Source organism: Burkholderia sp. IDO3 (assembly GCF_003366075.1).
Lineage (GTDB): Bacteria > Pseudomonadota > Gammaproteobacteria > Burkholderiales > Burkholderiaceae > Burkholderia > Burkholderia anthina.
This window is the reverse complement of record NZ_CP028962.1, coordinates 1,082,886-1,101,238: the sequence shown is the minus strand read 5'-3', so window position 1 is coordinate 1,101,238 and position 18,353 is coordinate 1,082,886. Positions and strand designations below refer to the sequence as shown.

Here is an 18,353-nt window from a genome sequence, read left to right as displayed (position 1 = left end):
TTCTCAATTCAACGTTTCGACCAGGACATTGCCATGAGCCAAACTCGCAAGAAGGCCATCATCACGGGGATCACCGGGCAGGACGGCGCCTACCTGACCCGACTGCTGCTCGACAAGGGCTACGAGGTCACGGGCACCTATCGCCGCACCAGTTCGGTGAACTTCTGGCGCATCGCCGAACTCGGCGTCGACACGCATCCGAACCTGACGCTCGTCGAGCACGACCTGACGGATGCGGGCTCCAGCCTGCGGCTGCTCGAACGCACGCAGCCCGACGAGCTGTACAACCTGGCCGCGCAGAGTTTCGTCGGCGTGTCGTTCGACCAGCCGGCAACCACCGCCGAAGTGACGGGCATCGGCCCGCTCAACCTGCTCGAGGCGATCCGCGTGGTAAGCCCGAAGACGCGCTTCTACCAGGCGTCGACGTCCGAGATGTTCGGCAAGGTGCAGTCGATCCCGCAAACGGAAGCGACCGCGTTCTACCCGCGCAGCCCGTACGGCGTCGCGAAGCTGTACGCGCACTGGATGACCGTGAACTACCGCGAGTCGTACGGCCTGTTCGGCTGCAGCGGCATCCTGTTCAATCACGAGTCGCCGCTGCGCGGGCGCGAGTTCGTCACGCGCAAGATCACCGACACCGTCGCGAAGATCAAGCTCGGCAAGGCGACCAAGCTCGAACTCGGCAACCTCGATGCCAAACGCGACTGGGGTTTCGCGCTCGAATACGTCGAAGGGATGTGGCGAATGCTGCAGGTCGACGAGCCCGACACCTACGTGCTCGCCACCAACCGCACCGAAACCGTGCGCGACTTCGTGCGGATGGCGTTCGCGGCCGCCGGCTACCAGATCGAATGGACCGGCAAGGGCGAGCAGGAGCGCGGCCTCGACGCGTCGACCGGCAACGTGCTCGTCGAAGTGAACCCGAAGTTCTACCGCCCCGCCGAAGTCGACCTGCTGATCGGCTGCGCGGACAAGGCCAGATCCAAGCTCGGCTGGGCGCCCGAGACGACGCTCGAGCAGCTTTGCCAGATGATGGTCGAAGCGGACCTGACGCGAAATCGCCACCATGACACGTACTGATGCCGGACGCCCGTCGCGCCGTGCGTTCGTCACGGGCCTGACGGGCTTCACCGGCCGCTACATGGCGCAGCGCCTCGCAGCGGCCGGCTACGACGTGTGGGGCACCGTGACGCCCGGCGCGACGCGGCCCGACGACCCGGCATTCGCGAACTGCACGCTGCTGCCGGTCGATCTGCTCGATCCGAACGCAATGCGTGCGGCGGCGGCCGATGCGCGCCCCGATGCGGTCGTGCATCTCGCCGCACGCGCGCACGTCGCGCGGGACGAGCCGTCGCAGACCTACGCGGTCAACATCGCCGGCACGCGCAACCTGCTGGCCGCGCTCGCGGGCCTCGACCGCCGCCCGTCGGCCGTGCTGCTCGCCAGCAGCGCTAACATTTACGGCAATTCGACGGCCGGCGTGCTCGACGAGCGCATCGCGCCCGCGCCCGCGAACGACTACGCGATCAGCAAGCTCGCGATGGAATACGCGGCGAAGCTGTGGGCCGACCGGTTGCCGATCGTGATCGCGCGGCCGTTCAACTACACCGGCGTCGGCCAGGACAACGCCTATCTGCTGCCGAAGCTCGTGTCGCACTATGCGCGCAACGCGCCGCGCATCTCGCTCGGCAATCTCGACGTGAGCCGCGATTTCTCCGACGTGCGCGACGTGACGGCCGCGTATCTGAAGCTGCTCGAAGCGGCGCCGGCCGGCGAGACGTTCAACGTCTGCTCGGAGCGCGCGTATTCGCTGAAGGAAGTGCTGGCGATGCTGTCGCGCATCGCCGGTTACGTGATCGACGTGACGATCGATCCGCGTTTCGTGCGGCACAACGAAGTAAAGCGCCTGAGCGGGTCGCGCGACAAGCTGCGGCGCGCGGTGGGCGAATTGCCCGCGACGCCGCTCGACGAAACGCTGCGCTGGATGGTGGACGCGATGCGCGACGCGCCGCAGTCAGGGCCGACCGCGCACGCCGGCTGATGCCGGCAACGCGCACGTTGCCCATCGAAACGAAACGGGCCGCTCGAGTTTGAGCGGCCCGTCTTTCATGCAGCCGTGAAACCGGCCGCTACGCTCAGCCTTCGAGACCGCGCGCGAGATCGTTGCGCAGGTCGCCGGCGTTCTCCAGGCCGACCGCGAGGCGGATCAACCCTTCGCTGATGCCGGCGGCCGCACGCGCTTCCGGCGTGATGCGCGCATGCGTCGTCGTGGCCGGATGCGTGATCGTCGTGCGCGTGTCGCCGAGGTTGCCGGTGATCGAGATCAGCTTCGTGCCGTCGATCACGCGCCAGGCGTTCGCGCGCTGCTGCTCCGGCGTGTCGCCTTTCAGTTCGAACGACACGATCGCGCCGCCCGCTTTCTGCTGGCGCTTCGCGAGTTCATGCTGCGGATGCGATGCGAGCCCCGGATAGAACACGCGCGCGACGGCCGGATGCGAATCGAGCCAGCGCGCGATTTCCAGCGCATTCGCCGACTGCTTCTCGACGCGCAGCGACAGCGTCTCCATCCCCTTCAGCAGCACCCACGCGTTGAACGCCGACAGCGTCGGGCCCGCGCTGCGCACGAACGGGAACACCTTGCCCATGATGAATTCCTTCGAACCCACCAGCGCGCCGCCGAGCACGCGGCCCTGCCCGTCGAGGAACTTGGTCGCCGAGTGCATCACGACGTCCGCGCCGAGTTTCAGCGGCTGCTGCAGCACCGGGCTGCAGAAACAGTTGTCGACGACGAACAGCGCGTTCGCGGCCTTCGCGATCTTGCCGATCGCCTCGATGTCCGCGAGCTCGGTCAGCGGGTTCGACGGCGTTTCCAGGAAGAACATCTTCGTTTCCGGCCGCACGGCTTCCTGCCAGGCGTTCAGGTCGGTCGGGTCGACGAAGGTCGTCGTGATCCCGAACTTGCTGAAGATCTGCGAGAACATCCCGAGCGTCGAGCCGAACAGGCTGCGCGAGCTGACGAGGTGATCGCCCGCCTGCAGGGCGGACATCACGACCGACATGATCGCGGCCATGCCCGACGCCGTCGCGATGCAGGCTTCCCCGCCTTCGAGCGCGGCGAGACGATCCTGGAACATGGTGACCGTCGGGTTCGTGAAGCGCGAATAGGTGAAATAGTCTTCCGAATTCGCGAAGCGCTCGGCGGCCTCGGCCGCGCTTGTAAAGCAGAAGCTCGACGTGAGGAACAGCGCTTCCGAGTGCTCGTTGAAGTCGCTGCTACGCAGCGTGCCCGCGCGCACGGCGAGCGTGTCGAAATTGAGGGAGTCGTCCATGTTCCGTTTTCCGTATTCGAGGGTCGCGCCGAAGGTCATGCATGACGCGCGAACCCAGCCAAAAACCAGGCCAAAACAAAAAGCCCGCTATGCGTCGGCATCAGCGGGCTTCGGTGCGGTACGACAGCGATCGACTCGGGCCGGCTGCCGCCGGCCTTCGCTTTAGCTGTTTTGGGAAGTCGCCCCGCGTCCGCAAGCTGAATCAAATCGACGCAAGGCCACATCCTATCACGCTTCATTCGAAGCGTGCGTCGGCATCACTCGACCGACAGCTGCAGGTTCATCTGCGACACCGCGGTGTCGCTGGCCGCGTCGCGATCGGCCTGCGACGCCGGTGCGAGGCGAGCGCGCTCGATCGCATCGAGGTACTCGGGCGTCACCGCGCCGGTGATGTAGTTGCCGTCGAAGCACGACGCCTCGAAGTGTTCGAGCTTCGGGTTGATGTCGCGCACCGCGCGGCGCAGATCGTCGACGTCCTGATAGATCAGGTGGTCGGCGCCGATGATCTTCGCGACTTCTTCGTCGGTGCGGCCGTGTGCGACCAGCTCGCCGCGCGTCGGCATGTCGATGCCGTACACGTTCGGGAACTTCACGGGCGGCGCCGCCGACGCGAAGATCACCGACTTCGCGCCCGCATCGCGCGCCATCTGCACGATCTCGTGCGAGGTCGTGCCGCGCACGATCGAGTCGTCGACGATCAGCACGTGCTTGTCCTTGAACTCGATGCTCATCGCATTGAGCTTCTGGCGCACCGACTTCTTGCGCACGGCCTGGCCCGGCATGATGAAGGTGCGGCCGACGTAGCGGTTCTTGAAGAAGCCTTCGCGATACTCGACGCCGAGCTTCGCGGCAACCTGCATCGCGGCCGGACGCGACGAATCGGGGATCGGCATCACGACGTCGATCGGCACGTTCGGCAGCTCGCGCTTGATCTTCTCGGCGAGGTAGTCGCCCATGCGCAGGCGCACGTTGTAGACCGGCACGCCGTCGAGGCACGAATCCGGACGGGCGAGATACACGTATTCGAACATGCACGGATTGAGCGTGGGCTGCTCCGCGCACTGCTGGCTGTGGAAGTTGCCGGCCTTGTCGATGAAGATCGCTTCGCCCGGCTGCACGTCGCGCACGAATTCGAAGCCGATGCCTTCGACCGCCACCGACTCCGACGCGACCATCCATTCGGTGCCGTGTTCGGTTTCGAGCTTGCCGAGGCAGAGCGGACGGATGCCGAACGGATCGCGGAACGCGAGCAGGCCGTAGCCGGCGATCAGCGACACGATCGCATACGAACCCTGCAGGCGGCGGTGCACGCCGGAGACCGCCTTGAACACCGCGGCCGGATCGAGCTCGAGGCCCGTCGTCGACAGTTGCAGCTCGTGCGCGAACACGTTGAGCAGCACTTCGCTGTCGGAATTGGTGTTGATGTGCCGGCGATCGATCCGGAACATCTCGTCCTTCAGTTGTTCCCAGTTCGTCAGGTTGCCGTTGTGCGCGAGGATGATCCCGAACGGCGCGTTCACGTAGAACGGCTGCGCCTCGGCTTCGCTCGATGCCGAGCCGGCCGTCGGATAGCGGACCTGGCCGATGCCGAAGGTGCCGGGCAGGCTGCGCATGTTGCGCGTGCGGAACACGTCGCGCACCATCCCGTTCGCCTTGTACATGTGGAAATTGCTGCCATCCGCCGTCGCGATGCCGGCTGCGTCCTGACCGCGATGCTGCAGCAGCAGCAGGCTGTCATAGATCAGCTGATTGACCGGGGATTGGGAAATAACACCTACGATGCCGCACATGGCATGTCCTTCAAGATGACAAAATCGGTTCCGTCCTGCCCGGCCGCGTCGTCACACGCGTATGTACTGGGCCATGCCGTCGGGCAGGAGCTGCTTCAGCTCGTGCACGCCCTGTTCGGCGATAGGACGCAATAGCGCATTGCGCCAGAAATCCTGTTTGGGCAAGTCGGTCAGCCCGGCCGCCGCGACCAGCAGCACCACCAGCACGCAGCCGCGGACGAGCCCGAACATCATGCCCAGCGAGCGGTCGACACCGCCGAGGCCCGTCGCCTGCGCGATGCGCGACAACAGCGCGTTCGCGACCCCTGCGACGAACACCACGCCGATCACGATCAGCGCGAACGCGATCACCCACTGCGTCAGCGCGCCGCCCGGCCAGTTCGCCGGAATATACGGCACGACGAGTCCGACATAACGGCCCGCGATCACGATCGCCGCGATCCAGCCGATCAGCCCGAAAATCTCGGAGACGAAGCCGCGCCACGCACCACGCAGCGCAGACAACGCGATCACCGCCAATACAGCGTAGTCGAAAGCCGTCAGCATCGCACGTTACTGCGTCAGTCCGGCTTCGCGCACCTTCGCGATCGCGGCGGATGCCGCCGCGCGATCCGCGAACGGGCCGGCACGCAGCAGTGTAGCCGTGCTGCCGTCGGCCTGCTTGCGATGCTCGACATATGCGGGCACGCCCGCCGATTTCAACTTGGTCGCCCACGAGCGGGCCGTTGCGTCGTCCTTGAACGACCCGAGCTGCACCGCGAAGCGTGCGCCGGCCGGCGACGCCGGCGACGATGCGTCGCCGCTGTCGGCCGCGGCATCGGTGTCGGCGTTCGCGACGGCCGCGGGCGCCGGCTTCGGCGCGACCGGTTTCGCCGCGGGGGCGGCCGGCTTCGCGGCAGGCTTCGGCGGCGTCACGCTGGCCGTGGTGGTGGTCGACGCGTCGGGCTTCGCAGCCGGCTTGGCCATCTCCTTCGCGGCAGGCGCGGGAGCGGCCGCCACGGCGGCAGCGTCGGATGCCGGCGGTTCGTCGTGCGCGACACCCGCCTGCACGTCGGACGCATCGTCATCGCCCGCCGCGACCGCCTGATGCGCGGGCCGGTTCGGGATATCGATCGCGATGTCGTCCGTCACCGGCTTCGGGTGCGAATCGAGCACCATCGGCAGCACGATCACGGCTGCGACGACGAGCGCGATCGCACCGACGAGGCGACGGCGTGCGCGTTGCTTTTCTGGAAGGGTCGGATCGAGGAGCAGAGCATCCGACTCCGGACGCTCCGTACGGCGCGTGCGTCGCTCGACGCGTTCAGTGCGCTCCGTGCGCACGTTCCGGGAGGCCCCGGTACGACCGCCGCGCCGGGTGGGCGCGTCGTCGTCTTTCTTGCCGAACGAGAAAATTCCCATGAATGGCTGAGTCCGAAACTGCCCGTCAGTCAGTGATGCTGCGATTTCCGGTAGGCCATCACACCTGCCACCGTATGGAAACTGCCGAAAACCACGATTCTATCATTCTCGGATGCTCTTTTTAGTGCATCGCGAAACGCTTCGGCCGGCGACGCGAAACGCGTGACGCTCGAATCGGCCCCCTCTTCCACGCCGGCCTTGCGCAGCGCGGCTTCGAGCTGCTCCGCACTCGCCGCGCGCGGCAGCGGCAGGTCGGTCACGCACCAGTGGTCGATCTCGCCCTTCAGATGGCGCAGCACGCCGTCGATGTCCTTGTCGTGCATCGCGCCGAACACTGCGTACGTGTACGGGAAGAAGCCCATGTTGCCGAGGTTCTGCTCGAGCACGGCCGCCGCATGCGGGTTGTGCGCGACGTCCAGCACGATCGCCGGCTTGCCGGGCAGCACCTGGAAGCGCCCCGGCAGCTCGACGTTCGCGAGGCCGAGCCGGATGTCCTGCGCGGACACCGGCAGCACCGGGCGCAGCGCCTCGAGCGCGGCCAGCGCGGCCGACGCATTGATCAGCTGGTTCGCGCCGCGCAGCGCCGGGTACGCAAGCGCCGGATAGCGCTTGTCGCGGCCGAGGTAGCTCCACTGCTGACGTTCCGCACCCGGCTGCGCCTCGTAGCGGAAGTCGCGGCCGACCAGCCACAGGTCGGCGCCGATCGCGCCAGCATGATCGATCAGCGTCTGCGGCGCCGCGGGATCGCCGCAGATCGCCGGCTTGCCCGAACGGAAGATCCCCGCCTTCTCGAACGCGATCTTCTCGCGCGTGTCGCCGAGGTATTCGGTGTGATCGATGTCGATGCTCGTGACGATCGCGCAATCGGTGTCGATGATGTTGACCGCGTCGAGCCGGCCGCCGAGGCCGACTTCGAGAATCACCGCATCGAGGCCGCGCGACGCGAACAGGTGCAGGATCGCGAGCGTCGTGAATTCGAAGTACGTGAGCGACACCGGCTCCGGCAGCGACGTGCGCGCGGCTTCGACGGCTTCGAAGTGCGGCAGCAGTTCGGCATCGCTGACCTGCTGCCCGTTCACGCGTGCGCGCTCACCGAATTCGAGCAGGTGCGGCGACGTGTGGCAGCCGACCTTGTAGCCCGCATGAACGAGAATCGCCTCGAGAAACGCGCAGGTCGAGCCTTTGCCGTTCGTGCCGCCGACCGTGATCACGGGGCACGCGAAGTCGAGCGGCAGCGCCGCCTTGACCTGCCCAATGCGGGTCAGGCCCATGTCGATGCCGACCGGGTGCGCGCGTTCGAGATGCGAAAGCCACGCGTCGAGAGTGGGAAAAGTGCTCATCGGATCAAATCTGAATCAGTACCGCCACTACGCCCAAAAAACGAAACGCGCCGCCCGGCGGTTCAGCCGGGCGACGCGCGCAGTTCACAACGCCGCGCCAATCAGGCCAGCGCGTCGGCCGGCTGACGCTGCAGCAGCGCGAGCAGCTGCGCGATCTCGTCGCGCATCTTGCGGCGGTCGACGATCATGTCGATCGCGCCCGTTTTCAGCAGGAATTCCGCGCGCTGGAAGCCTTCCGGCAGCTTCTCGCGCACCGTCTGCTCGATCACGCGCGGGCCGGCAAAGCCGATCAGCGCCTTCGGCTCGGCGATCACGACATCGCCGAGGAACGCGAAGCTCGCCGACACGCCGCCCATCGTCGGGTCGGTCAGCACCGAGATGAACGGCAGCTTGGCTTCGGCCAGCTTGGTCAGCATCGCGGTGGTCTTGGCCATCTGCATCAGCGACAGCAGGCTTTCCTGCATCCGCGCACCGCCCGATGCCGTGAAGCAGATGAACGGCACGTGCTGTTCCAGTGCATTCTGCGCGCCGCGCGCGAAGCGCTCGCCGACGACCGAGCCCATCGAGCCACCCATGAACGAGAACTCGAAGCAGGCCGCGACGACGGGCAGCGTGTGGATCGCGCCGCCCATCACGACCATCGCGTCGGTCTCGCCCGTCTCGTCCATCGCTTCCTTCAGACGATCGGGGTACTTGCGGCTGTCCTTGAACTTCAGCGAGTCGACCGGCACGATTTCCTGGCCGATTTCATAGCGGCCTTCCGGATCGAGCAGCCCGTCGAGGCGTTCGCGTGCGCCGATGCGCATGTGGTGATCGCACTTCGGGCATACGTGCAGGTTCGCGTCCACGTCATTGCGGTACAGCACGGCCTCGCAGGACGGGCACTTGACCCACAGCCCTTCCGGAATGCCCTTGCGGCTTTTCGGGTCGGTCTGCTTGATCTTCGGCGGCAACAGTTTGTCGAGCCAGCTCATCGTATGGTTTCCTGTTCCGTGGCGGGGCGGGCCAGCCGGCCCGTTCCCGCTTCCTGTGTTGTGTTTATCGCGCCGTCTTGCCGGCGCCGTCCAAAGCGGCGCGCAGCTCGGCGATGAACGTCTTCAGCTCGGCGGCAGCGCCTTCCGGTGCGGCGCTCTCGAGCAATTGCACCAGACGGCTGCCGATCACGACGGCGTCCGACACTTCGGCCACCGCGCGCGCCGTTTCGGCGTCGCGAATGCCGAAGCCGACGCCCACCGGAACCGGCACGCGCGACTTGATGGCCGGGATTTTACCCGCAATGCTCGAAACATCCAGATTTCCGGCGCCGGTCACGCCCTTGAGCGACACGTAATACACGTAGCCGCTCGCGATCTTGCCCACGTCGGCGATGCGTTCGTCGGTCGACGTCGGCGCGAGCAGGAAGATCGGATCGATCTGCGCGGCGCGCATTTTCTCAGCGAACACGCCCGCTTCTTCCGGCGGATAGTCGACGACGAGCACGCCGTCGACGCCGGCCGCCTGGGCTTCGGCAGCGAACGTATCGACGCCCATCCGTTCGATCGGGTTCGCATAGCCCATCAGCACGACGGGGGTTTTCGGGTCGGTCTCGCGAAAGCGCTTCACGTCGGCGAGCACGCTCTTGAGCGTGACGCCGCGCGCGAGCGCGCGTTCCGACGAGCGCTGGATCACCGGGCCGTCGGCCATCGGGTCCGAAAACGGCACGCCGAGCTCGATCACGTCGGCGCCGCCTTCGGCGAGCGCGTGCATGAATTCGACGGTCTTCGCGGGATCGGGATCGCCGGCCGTGATGAACGGGATCAGGCCCTTGCGGCCTTGTTCGGCGAGTGCGGCGAAGGTCTGCTGGATACGATTCATGGCAATTTTCCTTTGTCGACCGGAGTGAGCGCTTTAGCGCTTACTCCGGTCCCAATGCAAAGCAGCGATCGGCACTGCGGCGGCGCGACTCACGCGCACGCCTGCGCGGCGAGGGCGTTTACGCGCTCGTGCGCGATCGCGCAATAACTTTCGTTGATCTCGTAGCCGACGAAGTCGCGCCCCTGCCGTGCGCAGGCCACCGCGGTCGTGCCGCTGCCCATGAACGGATCGAGCACGCGGCCGCCCGGCGGGCAGCTTGCGAGCACCATCCGCTCGATGATTTCCAGCGGCTTCTGGGTCGGATGATCGACGCGCTCCGCGTGCTGCCGATGCAGGCGCGAGACCGACCAGACGTCCTTCGGGTTGTAGCCCATCTCCAGCCACTTGCTGCCTTCGAACAGCTTGCGCGAGCGGGCCTTCTTCGTGTCGGCGTCGTACGGGATGCGGACCGGATCGAGATCGAAGTAATACGCTTTGGCAACCGCGAAAAAGCCGATGTTGTCGTGCACCGACGTGAAACGGCGCGTCGTGCCGCCCATGCTCGGCACGCGCCGGTCCCAGATGATCTCGTTGACCATCGTGAGCTTCGTCTTCAGGAAGCTGAAGATTTCCGGCGCGTACTGCCACGTGCAGAAGATGTACATCGACCCGCTCGGCTTGAGCTTCGGAATCGCGAGCTCGAGCCACTCGCGCGTCCACGCGAGGAAATCGTCGCCCGAACGCTTGTCCGAGTCGTTGCCGTAGTCCTTGCCGAGCCCGTACGGCGGATCGGCGACGATCAGGTCGATCGACGCATCCGGCAGGCGCGCGGCTTCGGTCATGAAATCGCGGTTATGCAGTTCGATCCCGGACGGCAGCGCGCGCGGCACGGCGACGACGGGCTGCCCCGCCTCCGCTTCGCTCGCGGCGCCGCCGCCCGGCTGTTCGATCAAGTCACGCATCGGCGGGGGTCAGAGCGTGAGGCCCGATCGCTCGGCGACCGTGTGCATGTCCTTGTCGCCGCGACCCGACAGGTTGACGAGCAGGATCTTGTCCTTCGGCAACGTCGGGGCGAGCTTCACGCCATACGCGATCGCGTGGCTCGACTCGAGCGCGGGAATGATCCCCTCGATCCGGCAGCAGTCGTGGAACGCCTTCAACGCTTCGTCGTCGGTGATCGGCACGTACTGCGCGCGGCCGCTGTCCTTCAGCCAGGCGTGCTCGGGGCCGACGCCCGGATAGTCGAGGCCCGCCGACACCGAATGCGTCTCGATGATCTGGCCGTTGTCGTCCTGCAGCAGGTAGGTGCGGTTGCCGTGCAGCACGCCGGGGCTGCCGGCAATCAGCGACGCCGCGTGACGGCCCGTGTCGAGGCCGTCGCCGGCCGCTTCGACACCGATCAGCTGCACCGATGTGTCGTCGATGTACGGATAGAAGATGCCCATCGCGTTCGAACCGCCGCCGACGCAAGCGATCACCGCGTCCGGCTGCCGGCCGGCGAGTTCGGGCATCTGCACCTTGCACTCGTCGCCGATCACGCGCTGGAAGTCGCGCACCATCGCCGGATACGGATGCGGGCCCGCGACCGTGCCGATGATGTAGAACGTGCTTTCGATGTTCGTGACCCAGTCGCGCATCGCTTCGTTCAGCGCATCCTTCAGCGTGCGCGAACCCGATTCGACCGGCACGACCGTCGCGCCGAGCAGCTTCATCCGGTACACGTTCGCGGCCTGACGGCGAACGTCTTCCGAACCCATGTAGACGATGCACTCCATCCCGAAGCGCGCGCAGATCGTCGCGGTCGCGACGCCGTGCTGGCCGGCGCCCGTCTCGGCGATCACGCGCTTCTTGCCCATGCGCTTCGCGAGCAGCGCCTGGCCGATCACGTTGTTGATCTTGTGCGCGCCGGTGTGGTTCAGGTCCTCGCGCTTCAGGTAGATCTGCGCGCCGCCGAGCGTCTCGCTCCAGCGCTGCGCGTGATAGATCGGCGACGGACGACCGACGAAATACTTCAGTTCGCGCTCGTATTCGGCGACGAATTCGGGGTCGTTCCGGAATTTCTCGTACGCGGTGCGCAGTTCGTCCAGCGCGTGAATGAGCGTTTCGGCGACGAACACGCCGCCATACGGGCCGAAGTGGCCGCGATCATCAGGAAGGTTGTACATGGTGTCACTCTCGATCGGTCGGTGCGCCCGGCTTTTGGGGCCGCACCGTTTGCATCACCCGGCGTCCGCTTCGCGCACCGCGCGCACGAACGCCGCCATCCGGGCGTGATCCTTCACGCCCTTCGCGCCCTCCACTTCGATGCCACTCGAGACATCGACAGCAAACGGACGCAACTGGCGGATCGCATCACCGACGTTTTGCGCGTTCAAGCCACCACTCAAAACGGCCCGATGCGCGAGCTCTGCGGGAATAAGAGACCAATCGAAGACCTTGCCGCTACCGCCGTAGTCCGGCACGAGAGTGTCGAACAGGAGGCCGCGCGCTTTCGAATAATGAAGAGCCGATTCTACCAAATCGGCCGGCTGCGTCGAGGGGCCGACACGCACGGCACGCAACCACGGCAGCCGGGCCGCGCGGCCGAGCGCGTCGCACTGCCCGGGCGTTTCGTCGCCGTGGAACTGCAGCACCGTCAGCGGCACGTCGCGCACGACGGCCTCGATCTCGGCTTCGGTCGCGTTCACGAACAGGCCGACCACCGATACGAACGGCGGCGCCAGGCTCGCGAGCTCGGCCGCCTGCGCGATCGATACCGCGCGCGGGCTCTTCGGGTAGAACACGAGGCCGATCGCGTCGGCGCCGAGCGCGGCTGCGTGCAGCACGTCCTCGGGGCGCGACAGCCCGCACAGCTTGATGCGCGTGCGCGGCGCGAGGCCGGCCGCGGCGGAAGTCGAAGAAGACACGGCGTGCTCCGTCATGATTGCGGGTCCAGATCGGCCCAGACACTGCTCCACGGCACGCTGCCGAGCTGCGCGGGCGGGACGGCGAATTCCGCCGGGTAGCCGACGTGAGCGAGATACAGCCCGTCGGCCATGAACGTGGGTGCGGCGAGCGAGCGGTCGCGCCCGGCCAGCACATCGGCAACCCAGTCCGCCGGGTAGCGGCCGCGGCCGACCGCGACGAGGCAACCCATCAGGTTGCGCACCATGTGATGCAGGAACGCGTTCGCGCGGAAGCGGAAATGGATGAAGTGGCCCGCGCGCCGCACGTCGATCCGGTACAGGTGTTTGACCGGCGTCTTCGACTGGCATTCCGACGACCGGAACGACGAGAAGTCGTGCTCGCCGATCAGGTGTGCGGCGGCGGCGCGCATCGCATCGTCGTCGAGCGGCGTGTGGATCCAGCCCGCGCGGCCGGCCAGCATCGGCGAGCGCACGGGCTGCACGTACAGCGCGTAGTAATAGGTGCGCTCGAACGCCGAGAAACGCGCGTGGAACGTGTCCGGCATCACCTTCGCCCACTGCACGGACACGGTCGGCGGCAGAAACGCGTTGGTGCCGCGCACCCATGAGAATTCCGCGCGATCGAGCTCGGTGTCGAAATGCACGACCTGCCCGAGCCCGTGCACGCCCGTGTCGGTCCGCCCGGCGACCGTCGTATGCAGCGGCACGCACGCGAACTCGCCGAGCGCATGTTCGAGCGCGTCCTGCACGGTCTTGCCGTGCGGCTGCGCCTGCCAGCCGCAGAACGCTGCCCCGTCGTATTGAATCCCCAGCGCGATCCGCATCACGCCTGGTCCGCCAGCTTCGCGAGCAGCGCGCGCGCGTCGTCGCGCGTCGCGGCATCGTTCGCGGCAATCACTTCCTGCAGCAGCGTGCGCGCGCCGGACAAGTCGCCGAGCTCGACGTACTCCGACGCGAGGTCGAGCTTGTTGCGCGCGATGCGCGCGAGCTCGTCAGGGGTCAGCGCGGGCAATACGGCGCCCGGCGTGGACGGCAGGTCGAGATCGAAATCGAGCTTCAATGCGCCGAACTGCGCGCCGCCGAGCGGCGGCAGCGACGACGGCGTGGACGCCCCGCCCGCGTGGGGGGCAGGCGATGCCGCGTCCGGATCCCAATCGAAGTCGTCGTCCTGGCCGAACGCGCGTTCCGGGGACGGATCGTTCGCGCCAACCGGCGGGTGCGGTACGGATTGACCGTTAGTTGCAATTTGATCGCTTGCCGCCTGCCCTTCCCGCGTGGCCGGCTCATCCGCAATACGCGGCGGCAGCGGCATGTCGAGACTGTTGAGCGCGGCGATCGCGTTCTGCATCAGCGCGGCGTGCTGCGCGTCGTTCGCCGGACGTGCGGCGGACGGATCGGCAACCGCTTCCGCTCCAGGTTTCACGTCGTGCGGAACCCCTGCCGAGTCGTGCTCCGGCTCGGCGTGCGCGGCAGTCGCTTCCGCTCCATCATCATGCGGCTTCACCACTTCCGACTGCGGCGACACGTCGGCATCGCGCGCCTCGAACGCCTCGGCGGCTACCGCGTCGGCCGCGACGAGGCCCGCGTCGGTAGCTGCATCGCGGGCAAGCGGCGTTTCGGGAAGTGCCGGCGGCAGCGGCTCGACGGACGGCGACACGCCGGCATCGGCAGCCGCTGCATCACCGGAACCCGTCGCGATCGCGTTCGCCAGCCGGGTTTTCCGGCGCCGGCGCCACGCGAACCCGGCTGCGAGAACGACCACACCGGCGCCGGCCACCGCGGCCGGACGCCAGTCCACCTGCTCGCCACCGCTCGCAGGCGCTGCGCTTGCTGCCGGCACGGCCGGCTGCACCGGCGCCGATGCCGGCTGCGCGGCGCTGGCGGCCACGCCGGACGCCGCTTCACTCGCCGGTGCCGCGCCGGCCGATGCAGCGGCCGGCGCACCGGCATCGTTCGCGGCCGGGCGCGGTACGGCAGGCGCCGGCGCGGGGGCTGCGCCGTTCGTTGCGGCCGGCTTGCCGATCCCGTGTTTCTGCAGTTCCATCAGCACGCGATTTTTCAGCGCAAGCAGTTGCTGCAGGCTCGACGGCCGCGGCTGCGATGCGGCCGCGGCGGGTGCCGCGCCGGCCGGTTCATGCGCGCCTTCGCTCAGAGCGCCCAGTGCGGGCTGGGCGGCCGTCTCGCTCGCCGACGACGGTGCCGACTGGATCGTGCCGCTCCAGACGTGCGGCCCGCTTGCGCCGGCAACGGGTGCTGCCGGCGGAACGGTTTCGACCGTCGACGCGCCATGCGCGGCGGAAGCACCGACCGAAGCCGATGCATCGGCTGCCGCTGCCGGGCTCGCACCGCTCACCGGTACAGCATGCGCGACCGATGCGCTCGGCGCGGCTTGCACGGCCGAGCCCGGATGCGACGCGGACGCGCCATGCTGCGCGGCTGCCGCGTCGCTCGCCCCGGCGACTGCAGCGGAGGCCGCCGTTGCCGCGGACGCACCGGCCGGCGCGAGCACCGCGCCCGTCGCGTCGAGCGCGGGTACCGTCAGCGTCGCGCCCACCTTCAGGCGGCTCGCGTCGTGCTTCATGAACGCCTGCGGATTCGCGTCGAACAGCGCGCGGCCGGCGCGGGCGAGCACGGCCGGATCGTGCGACTGCGTGGCCGCTTTCGCGATGTCGTTCAACGACTGGCCGGGCTGGACCGTCACGGTGAGCGGCGCGGCGGCGCCGGCACCGGACGCCGGCAGTTCGCCGGTGCCGGCCGCCCAGGCCGATGCGGCCGCACCGAGCGCCAGGATCGCCAGCGCGCCACGCACGGCGCGCGACAGACGAGACTGACGCGGAAACAAGGAAATTCGGGACATCGTAGGCTCTATCGCCGCGCGCGGGCGCGGCTCGGATTCGCGTTTGAAAGCGTCAACAAAGTCGCCGCAGAAATGCAAAAGCGTCGCGCAGAACGCGACGCTTTCGGCGACTCTGCGCGTCGTAACCGCGTAGTTTACTTCACACGATCGGGTTCGGGCCGAATTCGTCGCCGGCGGGCGCGGCCGGCCGTGGCCGTGCATCGTTGCAACGGCGTCCACGCGGGCCGCCGGCGCACGAATCGCGTGCAATGGTCTTGTCGAAAACGAGGGTACCGATCGATACCGCCCCTGCGCACGCGGGCCACCAACGAAAAACGCCTGCCGCCCCGCAAAGGGCAGGCAGGCGTATCGCTTCGCGCGCCGATGGCGCGCGGTGCGGCCCGATACTTACTTGTCGAGCAGGATGCGCAGCATGCGGCGCAGCGGCTCGGCCGCGCCCCACAGCAGTTGATCGCCGACCGTGAATGCCGACAGGTATTCGCCGCCCATCGCGAGCTTGCGCAGGCGGCCGACCGGCACCGTCAGCGTGCCGGTGATCCTGGCCGGCGACAGATCGCGCATCGACGCTTCACGCTCGTTCGGCACGACCTTCACCCAGTCGTTCGCCGACGCGAGGATGCCGTTGATCTCGTCGAGCGGCACGTCCTTCTTCAGCTTGATCGTCAGCGCCTGCGAGTGGCAGCGCATCGCGCCGATCCGCACGCACAGGCCGTCGACGGGGATCGAGCCCGGCTCGCCCATCGCGGGCTTGCCGAGGATCTTGTTGGTTTCCGCGCCGCCCTTCCACTCTTCCTTCGACATCCCGTTGCCGAGATCCTTGTCGATCCACGGAATCAGCGAGCCGGCAAGCGGCACGCCGAAGTGGCTCGTCGGCATCGCGTCGCTGTTCATCGTCGCGAGCACGCGGCGGTCGATGTCGAGGATCGCGGAAGCCGGATCGGCGAGCTGTTCCTGCACCGCGCCGTGCAGCGCGCCCATCTGCGACAGCAGTTCGCGCATGTTCTGCGCGCCCGCGCCCGATGCGGCCTGATACGTCATCGCCGTCATCCAGTCGACGAGGTTCTCGCGGAACAGGCCGCCGAGCGCCATCAGCATCAGGCTGACCGTGCAGTTGCCGCCGACGAAGTTCTTCGTGCCCTTGACGAGCGCATCCTTGATCACGTCGAGGTTGACCGGATCGAGAATGATGACCGCGTCGTCCTGCATCCGCAGCGACGATGCCGCGTCGATCCAGTAGCCGTTCCAGCCGGCCGCGCGCAGCTTCGGGAACACGTCGTTCGTGTAGTCGCCGCCCTGGCACGTGATGATCACGTCGCACTTCTTCAGCTCGTCGACGTTGGTCGCGTCCTTGAGCGTAGTCTCGTTTTTCGCGAACGACGGCGCCTTGCCGCCCGTGTTGCTGGTGCTGAAAAACACCGGTTCGATCAGGTCGAAATCGCCCTCTTCCTGCATGCGCTGCATCAGCACGCTGCCGACCATGCCGCGCCAACCTACGAGACCTACGTTCATGACTAACCCTTTGAATGGAGCTTCCCCGCCATTTCCGTCCCCGGCGTGACCGCGCGGGGAAACAGGCGGGCACGACGGACGATCAGCGTTTAATGATCGTTTTCGTGGTAATGGTTTTCGTGATGACGATGGCGCGCGCACCCGCACGGGCAATGTTGCCGTGGAGTTTCAAGACCGGGGAGATCAGGGAAATCAGCGCCATCGTTCGAGTCTACACAAAGCCGGTTGCCCGCACAACGGTCAACCGTGCGCGAACCGGCCGATTTTCCGGCCCGTTCGCGCCCTTTCTACATTAACTGCCGACGCGTTACAGCGCGGCGACCACGGCATCGCCCATCGCCGTCGTGCCGACCTGCTTGCAGCCCGGCGTCGCGATGTCGCCCGTGCGATAGCCTTGTTCGAGCACCGTTTTCACCGCGCGCTCGATGCGATCGGCCTGCTCCGCGCGATTCAGCGAGTAGCGCAGCAGCATCGCGGCCGACAGGATCGTCGCGAGCGGATTCGCGATGCCCTTGCCCGCGATGTCCGGCGCCGAACCGTGCGACGGTTCGTACAGACCCTTGTTGTTCTTGTCGAGCGACGCCGACGGCAGCATGCCGATCGAACCCGTCAGCATCGACGCTTCATCCGACAGGATGTCGCCGAACATGTTGCCGGTCACGATCACGTCGAACTGCTTCGGCGCCTTCGCGAGCTGCATCGCCGCGTTGTCGACGTACATGTGCGACAGCTCGACGTCCGCATATTCCTTCGACACGTCGATCATGACGTCGCGCCAGAACTGCGACGTCTCCAGCACGTTCGACTTGTCGACCGACAGCAGCTTCTTCGCGCGTTTTTGCGCGGCCTGGAACGCGACGTGCGCGATGCGGCGCACTTCCGGTTCCGAGTAGCGCATCGTGTCGAAGCCTTCGCGCTCGCCGGCGAACGGGCCGTCCGGCGCTGCGCGCACGCCGCGCGGCTGGCCGAAGTAGATGTCGCCGTTCAGTTCGCGCACGATCAGGATGTCGAGGCCCGCGACGAGCTCCGGCTTCAGCGGCGACGCATCGACGAGCTGCGGATAGCAGATCGCCGGGCGGAAGTTCGCGAACAGCTCGAGGTGCTTGCGCAGCCCGAGGATCGCCTGCTCGGGGCGCAGCGCGCGCTCGAGCGAGTCGTACTTCCAGTCGCCGACCGCGCCGAACAGGATCGCGTCGGCTTCCTTTGCGAGCTTCAGCGTCGCGTCGGGCAGCGGATGACCGCTCGCCTCGTAGCCCGCGCCGCCGACCGGCGCCTGCTCGAGCTCGAATTTTTCGTCGAGTGCGTTCAGCACCTTGACCGCTTCGTTGACGATTTCCGGACCGATGCCGTCGCCGGGCAGCACTGCAATCTTCATGCGTTATTCCTGA

The 18,353-nt window shown here is 67.2% G+C and carries 17 protein-coding genes; 2 read left to right on the top strand and 15 right to left on the bottom strand.

Going from position 1 to position 18,353, the window contains the following annotated elements; translation table 11 throughout:
* Positions 1–33 precede the first annotated feature (33 nt).
* Complete coding sequence (gene gmd / locus DCN14_RS05130) at positions 34–1,080, top strand: GDP-mannose 4,6-dehydratase (protein ID WP_096503919.1); 1,047 nt, start codon at positions 34–36, stop codon at positions 1,078–1,080.
* Complete coding sequence (locus DCN14_RS05125) at positions 1,067–2,041, top strand: NAD-dependent epimerase/dehydratase family protein (protein ID WP_096503921.1); 975 nt, start codon at positions 1,067–1,069, stop codon at positions 2,039–2,041. Before gmd ends, DCN14_RS05125 begins: the two co-directional genes overlap by 14 nt.
* 94 nt (positions 2,042–2,135) lie before the next feature.
* Here DCN14_RS05125 and DCN14_RS05120 read toward each other — a convergent pair whose 3' ends face one another.
* The 15 genes from DCN14_RS05120 to leuB all read right to left on the bottom strand — a co-directional run bounded on the left by DCN14_RS05120 (position 2,136) and on the right by leuB (position 18,340).
* Positions 2,136–3,329 carry an O-succinylhomoserine sulfhydrylase gene (locus DCN14_RS05120; protein WP_096503923.1) on the bottom strand — a complete coding sequence of 398 codons (1,194 nt, stop codon included), beginning with the start codon at positions 3,327–3,329 and terminating at the stop codon, positions 2,136–2,138.
* 257 nt (positions 3,330–3,586) lie between these two features.
* Entirely contained in the window at positions 3,587–5,119 is a 1,533-nt protein-coding gene (gene purF, locus DCN14_RS05115; protein ID WP_096503925.1) for an amidophosphoribosyltransferase, read from the bottom strand.
* Between the two features lie 51 nt (positions 5,120–5,170).
* Positions 5,171–5,665 carry a CvpA family protein gene (locus tag DCN14_RS05110; protein ID WP_096503927.1) on the bottom strand — a complete coding sequence of 165 codons (495 nt, stop codon included), beginning with the start codon at positions 5,663–5,665 and terminating at the stop codon, positions 5,171–5,173.
* A 6-nt stretch (positions 5,666–5,671) separates the two neighbouring features.
* Positions 5,672–6,520: an SPOR domain-containing protein gene (locus tag DCN14_RS05105; RefSeq protein ID WP_096503929.1), complete on the bottom strand. Its 849-nt coding sequence runs from the start codon at positions 6,518–6,520 to the stop codon at positions 5,672–5,674.
* A gap of 29 nt (positions 6,521–6,549) precedes the next feature.
* A complete protein-coding gene (gene folC, locus DCN14_RS05100) occupies positions 6,550–7,860 on the bottom strand; it encodes a bifunctional tetrahydrofolate synthase/dihydrofolate synthase (protein WP_096503931.1) in 1,311 nt (436 codons plus the stop codon).
* Positions 7,861–7,961: 101 nt separating this feature from the next.
* Positions 7,962–8,834 carry an acetyl-CoA carboxylase, carboxyltransferase subunit beta gene (accD, locus tag DCN14_RS05095; RefSeq protein WP_009691548.1) on the bottom strand — a complete coding sequence of 291 codons (873 nt, stop codon included), beginning with the start codon at positions 8,832–8,834 and terminating at the stop codon, positions 7,962–7,964.
* 64 nt (positions 8,835–8,898) lie between these two features.
* The gene (gene trpA, locus DCN14_RS05090; protein WP_096503933.1) at positions 8,899–9,714 is read right to left on the bottom strand and encodes a tryptophan synthase subunit alpha; all 816 of its coding nucleotides are present in this window, start codon (positions 9,712–9,714) and stop codon (positions 8,899–8,901) included.
* Positions 9,715–9,803: 89 nt separating this feature from the next.
* A complete protein-coding gene (locus DCN14_RS05085; RefSeq protein ID WP_096503935.1) occupies positions 9,804–10,655 on the bottom strand; it encodes a site-specific DNA-methyltransferase in 852 nt (283 codons plus the stop codon).
* Positions 10,656–10,664: 9 nt separating this feature from the next.
* On the bottom strand, positions 10,665–11,858 hold the full coding sequence (gene trpB, locus DCN14_RS05080; protein WP_096503937.1) for a tryptophan synthase subunit beta: 1,194 nt from the start codon (positions 11,856–11,858) through the stop codon (positions 10,665–10,667).
* 54 nt (positions 11,859–11,912) lie between these two features.
* Complete coding sequence (locus DCN14_RS05075; protein ID WP_096503939.1) at positions 11,913–12,614, bottom strand: phosphoribosylanthranilate isomerase; 702 nt, start codon at positions 12,612–12,614, stop codon at positions 11,913–11,915.
* Positions 12,611–13,423, bottom strand: coding sequence for a tRNA pseudouridine(38-40) synthase TruA (gene truA, locus DCN14_RS05070; RefSeq protein WP_162826172.1), 813 nt, complete (start codon positions 13,421–13,423; stop codon positions 12,611–12,613). Before truA ends, DCN14_RS05075 begins: the two co-directional genes overlap by 4 nt.
* Positions 13,423–15,456, bottom strand: coding sequence for a FimV/HubP family polar landmark protein (locus DCN14_RS05065; protein ID WP_096503943.1), 2,034 nt, complete (start codon positions 15,454–15,456; stop codon positions 13,423–13,425). Before DCN14_RS05065 ends, truA begins: the two co-directional genes overlap by 1 nt.
* 387 nt (positions 15,457–15,843) lie before the next feature.
* Positions 15,844–16,965 (bottom strand): aspartate-semialdehyde dehydrogenase, encoded by a 1,122-nt coding sequence (gene asd, locus DCN14_RS05060; protein ID WP_096503945.1) that lies wholly within the window; start codon positions 16,963–16,965, stop codon positions 15,844–15,846.
* 82 nt (positions 16,966–17,047) lie between these two features.
* Entirely contained in the window at positions 17,048–17,167 is a 120-nt protein-coding gene (locus DCN14_RS38590; protein ID WP_047901343.1) for a hypothetical protein, read from the bottom strand.
* A gap of 105 nt (positions 17,168–17,272) precedes the next feature.
* Positions 17,273–18,340 (bottom strand): 3-isopropylmalate dehydrogenase, encoded by a 1,068-nt coding sequence (gene leuB / locus DCN14_RS05050; RefSeq protein WP_096503947.1) that lies wholly within the window; start codon positions 18,338–18,340, stop codon positions 17,273–17,275.
* Positions 18,341–18,353 lie beyond the last annotated feature (13 nt).

Excerpts from the sequence above, each read along its gene's own strand:
- folC (WP_096503931.1), bottom strand. The coding sequence starts at position 7,860 with ATGAGCACTTTTCCCACTCTCGACGCGTGGCTTTCGCATCTCGAACGC.
- DCN14_RS05105 (WP_096503929.1), bottom strand. The coding sequence starts at position 6,520 with ATGGGAATTTTCTCGTTCGGCAAGAAAGACGACGACGCGCCCACCCGG.
- purF (WP_096503925.1), bottom strand. The coding sequence starts at position 5,119 with ATGTGCGGCATCGTAGGTGTTATTTCCCAATCCCCGGTCAATCAGCTG.
- DCN14_RS05065 (WP_096503943.1), bottom strand. The coding sequence starts at position 15,456 with ATGTCCCGAATTTCCTTGTTTCCGCGTCAGTCTCGTCTGTCGCGCGCC.
- DCN14_RS05085 (WP_096503935.1), bottom strand. The coding sequence starts at position 10,655 with ATGCGTGACTTGATCGAACAGCCGGGCGGCGGCGCCGCGAGCGAAGCG.
- DCN14_RS05120 (WP_096503923.1), bottom strand. The coding sequence starts at position 3,329 with ATGGACGACTCCCTCAATTTCGACACGCTCGCCGTGCGCGCGGGCACG.
- DCN14_RS05125 (WP_096503921.1), top strand. The coding sequence starts at position 1,067 with ATGACACGTACTGATGCCGGACGCCCGTCGCGCCGTGCGTTCGTCACG.
- truA (WP_162826172.1), bottom strand. The coding sequence starts at position 13,423 with ATGCGGATCGCGCTGGGGATTCAATACGACGGGGCAGCGTTCTGCGGC.
- trpB (WP_096503937.1), bottom strand. The coding sequence starts at position 11,858 with ATGTACAACCTTCCTGATGATCGCGGCCACTTCGGCCCGTATGGCGGC.
- gmd (WP_096503919.1), top strand. The coding sequence starts at position 34 with ATGAGCCAAACTCGCAAGAAGGCCATCATCACGGGGATCACCGGGCAG.
- DCN14_RS05075 (WP_096503939.1), bottom strand. The coding sequence starts at position 12,614 with ATGACGGAGCACGCCGTGTCTTCTTCGACTTCCGCCGCGGCCGGCCTC.
- trpA (WP_096503933.1), bottom strand. The coding sequence starts at position 9,714 with ATGAATCGTATCCAGCAGACCTTCGCCGCACTCGCCGAACAAGGCCGC.
- leuB (WP_096503947.1), bottom strand. The coding sequence starts at position 18,340 with ATGAAGATTGCAGTGCTGCCCGGCGACGGCATCGGTCCGGAAATCGTC.
- DCN14_RS05110 (WP_096503927.1), bottom strand. The coding sequence starts at position 5,665 with ATGCTGACGGCTTTCGACTACGCTGTATTGGCGGTGATCGCGTTGTCT.
- accD (WP_009691548.1), bottom strand. The coding sequence starts at position 8,834 with ATGAGCTGGCTCGACAAACTGTTGCCGCCGAAGATCAAGCAGACCGAC.
- asd (WP_096503945.1), bottom strand. The coding sequence starts at position 16,965 with ATGAACGTAGGTCTCGTAGGTTGGCGCGGCATGGTCGGCAGCGTGCTG.
- DCN14_RS38590 (WP_047901343.1), bottom strand. The coding sequence starts at position 17,167 with ATGGCGCTGATTTCCCTGATCTCCCCGGTCTTGAAACTCCACGGCAAC.